Below are 5,422 nucleotides of genomic sequence, written 5' to 3' on the forward strand. Positions count from 1 at the left end.
ATGAGTTCCAGTCTGATATCGGGGTAGTGTTGCTTGAACACCGCAAGCTTCGGCAGCAGCACTTTATCAATCGCGTGCTGGCTGGCATTAATGCGTACCGTACCGGATGGCGTCTGGCGATAATGGGCCAGCGTAGCGAGTCCCGTATCTAAAGCATCAAATCCTGACTCAACGGTTTGATAGAGCTGCTCACCGGCATGCGTGAGCGATAATCTGCGCGTGGTGCGAACAATCAGTTGAACGCCCAGTCTTTCTTCAAGCTCACGTACTGAACGACTGATTCCTGATTGCGCCAGGCCAAGGCGTTGCGCTGCGGCGGTAAAACTTCCCTCGCGCACCACCAGCATGAACAAATAGAGATCGTTGTAGTTTTCCCGTTTTGCCATTATCCCGCCCTCGTATCCGCATCGCCATTTAGAACAATTTGATATCAATCTTAGCAAAGATTGCCATCTAATCAGAACGCATACTGCTGACTAAAATGTGCGCATTGCAATAAAGCACAGCAGCGTTGTCGGTATGAAACCTGCCTCTTTTAGGTTTTTTTAGGAGGATTTTGATGAATGTTTTCACCAAAAAACTGACAGCCGCGATACCTGCATTGCTGCTATGCGCATCATTTAGTGGAGTTACAACCATGAGTTATGCTGATACAAACAACCCGAACGCACCCGTTTCGCTGGTCAAAAAGTGGGACAAAACCTTTCCTGAAAGTACCAACGTTGATCACCGTAAAGTGACCTTTCAGAACCGCTACGGCATCACTTTAGTCGGGGATCTCTATCTTCCGAAGGATCGCGGTGAGCGAAAGCTGGCAGCCGTGGCCGTCAGCGGGCCTTTCGGTGCGGTCAAAGAACAGTCCAGCGGCCTGTACGCGCAGACGCTGGCTGAACAGGGATTTGTTACCCTCGCGTTTGATCCTTCATACACGGGCGAAAGTGGCGGCTACCCGCGTAATGTGGCGTCTCCAGATATCAATACCGAGGATTTCAGTGCAGCGGTTGATTTCTTGGGTCTGCAAAAAGAGGTGGATCGTAACCGAATCGGGCTGCTCGGTATTTGTGGCCTGGGCGGCATGGCGTTAAACGACGCCGCTATGGATACCCGCGTTAAAGCCGTGGCAACCAGCGTGATGTATGACATGAGCCGCGCGATGGGTCATGGTGTGGGCGATGGCAAAGACCGCTACACCACCGCCGATCGTCGTGCTGTGTTGCAGTATCTGAACGCGCAGCGCTGGAAGGATGCGGAGAGCGGCACTTTCACGGCTGGCAGTCACGACATCTATGCCGACGAAAACGGTAAAGCCAGCGCCTCTGAGCGTATTCTGCCGGAAACGTTACCCGCTAATCCAAATCCAGTTTTGAAGGAGTTTTTTGATTATTACCGAATGCCGCGTGGTTTCCATGCACGCTCGGTTAACTCAACCGGCGCATGGAATGCAACCATGCCGCTGTCGTTTATGAATATGCCGCTGCTGAGCTATGCAAATGAAATCACTATCCCCGCGCTTGTTGTGACCGGTGAAAAAGCCCATTCACGTTATTTTGCTGAAGATGCCTTTAAAGCGATCGGGAGCAAAGAGAAAGAGCTGGTAATTATTCCAGGGGCAAACCATGTGGACTTATATGACAACGTTGCTGGAAAGATCCCGTTTGCTAAATTTGAACAATTTTTTAAATCAAATTTAAACTAACTTACTGAAATAATGCATGTTTACCATGCCACCTGTAATCCTCGGGTGGCGTTAACCTGTCTGATGTAACGCAGGGAATTGATAATGTCTACCGAAAGTCTTCAACCTCCACACAATAAAATCCATGCGTATTGGGGCGGCGTATTTGCCATGACGCTCTGCGTTTTTGTGCTGATCGCTTCTGAGTTTATGCCTGTAAGTCTACTGACGCCCATTGCCAGCGATTTGCACGTCACGGAGGGGCTGGCAGGACAGGGCATCGCCATTTCAGGCGCGCTGGCGGTGCTAACCAGCCTGACAATTTCCCGCATTGCCGGGGATCTCAATCGTAAATATCTTCTGCTGGAGCTGACAATTCTGATGGCGGTATCAGGAATGATTGTCGCGCTGGCGGCCAGCTATCCGATTTATATGTTGGGGCGGGCGCTGATTGGTATCGTGATTGGAGGATTCTGGTCAATGTCGGCAGCGACGGCCATTCGGCTGGTGCCGCAGCATCAGGTTCCCCGCGCGCTGGCGATTTTTAACGGCGGGAACGCATTGGCCACGGTTGTCGCGGCACCGTTGGGTAGCTATCTCGGGGCGACCGTTGGATGGCGGGGTGCCTTTTTATCTCTCGTACCGCTGGCGATAGTGGCGTTCATCTGGCAATGCATCAGCCTGCCTTCAATGGAAAGCGATAATCAACGCAAACCACAGGGATCGGCACTCCGTCTATTTAGAGTCTCAACCGTAGCAACGGGGCTGCTGGCCTGCGGACTGTTCTTTATGGGGCAGTTTGCCTTGTTTACCTACGTGCGGCCGTTTTTGGAAAAAGTGACCAGAGTGAGTGCTTCTGGCTTGTCGTTGATTTTGCTTGCTATAGGTGCAGCAGGTTTTATCGGCACCATGATTGTTTCGACCTTCCTGAACGCAAGGTTTTATCCGACATTAATCATGATACCTCTGGTTATGGCAGCGATTGCGGGAACGTTACTCTTGTTCGGTCACAGCATGTGGGTTGTTGCCGTTTTGCTAAGCCTGTGGGGAATGCTTGCGACCGCCGCGCCAACCGGATGGTGGACATGGATCGCACGGACGCTGCCCGAAGATGCAGAGGCGGGTGGGGGCTTAATGGTTGCTGTCATCCAACTCTCCATTGCGCTGGGTTCAACAGCAGGAGGTCTGATATTCGACATACTGGGATGGCAAAGTGCTTTCGGCTTGAGTGGTTTATTACTGCTTGGTGCGGTCGCAATGACGTTTGTGATATTTCGTCAAGATTATACGTCACTGAAGAAAGCCGCCGTACGCGACTGAGAGAACAGCAGCGAGTCAGGCACTATTGCACAAAGCTTATTACCGGATTAGCGGCTCAGATGTATTGCTAATCCGGTTCATCAGACCAGCTACATACTCATCGATATGGCGTAACACCTAACGTCAGGGCATTACGCCATATCATTTGCAAAACACGCCTAGGCTTTTCTCTTACTCTCGTGGTTGTCTAATTGCTGGCTGAACTCTTCCGCTGAACAGCGTTGCTGTAAAGCTTCCAGTAACAACTGCTGTTGTGTTTTGGGGACCAGTCCTCCCAGTGGTGGATCGGTATCCAGATTGGTCGGGAAGGAGTAGCCTTCACCGCTCGCCGCCACAATTGCCTGTAATTCTTCATCGCTCAGATCTTTACTCAGCAGTGTTGGATAAATCGCTTCCATCACTTTAACGTGATTCACTTTCTCCATGGTTTTGCCAAATGCGGAAGAGACCTGCAGCAAATTGGCCGTACGCACGTGATCCTGCGTGACATTATTGCCGGCGGCATGAAACAGAGCCGGATTGAAGAACAGCCCATCACCTTTTTGCAGCGGCAACTGAATGGCATGCTGCTGGAAGAATTCAATAAAGCGCGGATCGCGCCATGCCAGATATCCCTCGGCATACTGCTGCGACCAGGGCAAAAGTTGCGTTGGACCTGATTCAATCGGCATATCACTGTGAGCCACCGCGCCCTGAAGCGTCAGATATTGCGACAGAATCTGCAACGGCAGAGGGAAGCGAGCAACCACGTCATTTACCTGGAAACCGAGATGGTAATCCCGATGCGGCTGTTGCGCTTTACCGCCCGGACGCACCTGATTGACCTGCGCCGTAATTTCATATCCCGGCCCGACCCAGGCTTCACAAATCAGCGCCAGCAAAGGATTGCTGTAGTAATCGATGAAGGCATCAGCATCCCGCTCTGCCACTTTTTGCAGTGCATTCCAGATACGCCCGTTACTGCCCGCTTTGGCAAAGTGATCGCCGCCGCCGCCCTTTGCCGCTTCACTGGCGAGGATATCCTCAAAGACGTTACTGCTGCGATCAACGGCTGAGACATCGCCATATAACCCCTGAACCACCAGAACACCGGGGCCGCTGGACAATGCACGATGCAGTTCAGCCAGCATGTTTTGACGGTCTGCTGTTGCAGCCGCCAGCAGGTCGTCACGATGATAGATCAGCACATTTTTATCAGCCGAACGTGCCAGCGGGAAATCGTCTTTACGCAGGGTTTGCGCGCAAATCGTGGCGAAATCGTCGAGCGAAATATGACTGTCGTTAATGTAGATATTCTTCATTTTTTTGCCTCACAGAGTCAGAGCTTGTGATGGCTGGAAGCCACCGTTATCACCACAACCAACCACACTTTGATCGAAATCGATCACCGCACCCGTCATCATTCCTGACTCCTCAGAAAGGAGAAATGCGACGCCACGCGCGACTTCGGCTGGCTTGAGCAGACGACCAAAAGGCTGCGCCTGCTCAGCGTTGCGAAGCCAGTTTTCATCAGCGTCATGATATTGCCGCTGGATGTCGTGCTCGTGTGGCGTATCCATCCAGCCAATATTCAGACCGTTTACCCGGATGCGATTGCGCATGGCGCTGAAGGCCACGTTTTTAGTCAGTGTGACCAGCGCACCTTTGGATGCGGCGTATGCCGTTAAGAAGCTCTGACCGCCATGAGAAGTCATGGTGATGATATTGACGATGCTGCCTTCAATGCCTTTGGCAATCATCAGTTTGATCGCTGCCTGCATCAGGAAAAAAGGCGCGCGAACGTTGACGGCCATAATCGCATCAAATAATTCCGGGGAAGTGTTGAGGATGGTGCCGCGATCGGACATGCCTGCGCAATTCACCAGCCCGTGCAGGGTTCCAAACGCCTTTTCTGCGGTCGCCACTACTATTTCGCAGGCTTCTGGCGAGCTGATATCTGCTTCAACAAATATCACTTCACAACCGGTTTGACTGAGAATATCCACCTGTTCGTGTCCGGCTTTAACATTACGACCGCAAATCACAATGCCCCGGGCTCCGCGAATTGCCAGAAGACTGGCAACGGCTGCGCCTAATCCCTGTGTTCCGCCGGTCACGACGAACACTTTGTTTTTAAATCTGCTGCTGTCACTCAGGCTCATTTCATGTCCTTTGTTATTTTGGGTGAGGTAAGGTCTGTCCACTTGCTCACAGTGACCTTAGCAATTACATTCGATTAACAATACGGCGACATAACCTCAAAAAGACCTCAACTTATGGCAAGGTCATTCTCCATTAAGCAAATCGCGGCACAGTCTGGCGTCAGCAAAGCCACGGTCGACAGAGCATTGCATCAACGCGGCAGTGTCAGTCCACGCACTGCCCGACGCATTGCTCAGGCGATCCGCGACCTGGAATTACAGCAGCGCGCCAGCCTGGCAAGCGGTC

The 5,422-nt window shown here is 51.9% G+C and carries 6 protein-coding genes; 3 read left to right on the forward strand and 3 right to left on the reverse strand.

Going from position 1 to position 5,422, the window contains the following annotated elements; all coding sequences use genetic code 11:
- On the reverse strand, positions 1-386 hold a 386-nt coding region (locus RTM06_RS14245), incomplete at its 3' end, for a LysR family transcriptional regulator (protein WP_312182983.1).
- Between the two features lie 173 nt (positions 387-559).
- On the opposite strand from RTM06_RS14245, the gene RTM06_RS14250 reads away from it, so the two are divergent.
- Together RTM06_RS14250 and RTM06_RS14255 are read left to right on the forward strand one after the other, a co-directional pair.
- Positions 560-1,696 (forward strand): alpha/beta hydrolase, encoded by a 1,137-nt coding sequence (locus tag RTM06_RS14250; RefSeq protein ID WP_312182985.1) that lies wholly within the window; start codon positions 560-562, stop codon positions 1,694-1,696.
- 84 nt (positions 1,697-1,780) lie between these two features.
- A complete protein-coding gene (locus tag RTM06_RS14255; protein WP_312182987.1) occupies positions 1,781-2,995 on the forward strand; it encodes an MFS transporter in 1,215 nt (404 codons plus the stop codon).
- 158 nt (positions 2,996-3,153) lie between these two features.
- Here the strand turns inward: RTM06_RS14255 and RTM06_RS14260 are convergent, their stop codons facing one another.
- Together RTM06_RS14260 and RTM06_RS14265 are read right to left on the reverse strand one after the other, a co-directional pair.
- Positions 3,154-4,296 carry a phytanoyl-CoA dioxygenase family protein gene (locus RTM06_RS14260; protein WP_312182989.1) on the reverse strand — a complete coding sequence of 381 codons (1,143 nt, stop codon included), beginning with the start codon at positions 4,294-4,296 and terminating at the stop codon, positions 3,154-3,156.
- A gap of 9 nt (positions 4,297-4,305) precedes the next feature.
- Positions 4,306-5,136 (reverse strand): SDR family oxidoreductase, encoded by an 831-nt coding sequence (locus RTM06_RS14265; protein ID WP_312182991.1) that lies wholly within the window; start codon positions 5,134-5,136, stop codon positions 4,306-4,308.
- Positions 5,137-5,250: 114 nt separating this feature from the next.
- Here RTM06_RS14265 and RTM06_RS14270 point away from each other — a divergent pair.
- On the forward strand, positions 5,251-5,422 hold a 172-nt coding region (locus RTM06_RS14270; protein WP_312183045.1), incomplete at its 3' end, for a LacI family DNA-binding transcriptional regulator.

The organism is Pantoea sp. CTOTU46764 (genome assembly GCF_031974595.1).
In the GTDB taxonomy this organism is placed as follows: domain Bacteria; phylum Pseudomonadota; class Gammaproteobacteria; order Enterobacterales; family Enterobacteriaceae; genus Pantoea; species Pantoea trifolii.